Raw genomic sequence first — 228 nt, 5'->3', positions numbered from 1 at the left:
GGCGCCGGCGATGGAGCCGGACTTGTAGGCGGCCGGGGTGATCTTGTTGACCGTACGGACGACCGAGACGTCGCCCTTGCCGCTCTGCGCGTCGACCCTCCAGCCCTGGTCCGCGATCCAGTTGAGGAACGCCCCGTCCTGCGTGTTGCCGGGCTGCGGGGTCGCGAACTTCTTGCCCTTGACGTCCTTCAGGGACTTGATCTTCTTCGGGGTCACCCCGAGCTTCAC

The 228-nt window shown here is 66.7% G+C and carries 1 pseudogene; it reads right to left on the bottom strand.

The annotated features are described in order from the left end of the window. Positions 1–228 (bottom strand): annotated as a pseudogene (locus tag KVT44_RS57665) (sulfate ABC transporter substrate-binding protein); the annotation flags it as partial.

This window comes from Streptomyces sp. GbtcB7, assembly GCF_019091445.1.
Classification (GTDB): domain Bacteria; phylum Actinomycetota; class Actinomycetes; order Streptomycetales; family Streptomycetaceae; genus Streptomyces; species Streptomyces mirabilis.
Note: the sequence above shows the minus strand (reverse complement) of the source record. Positions and strands in the feature narration are given on the sequence as shown.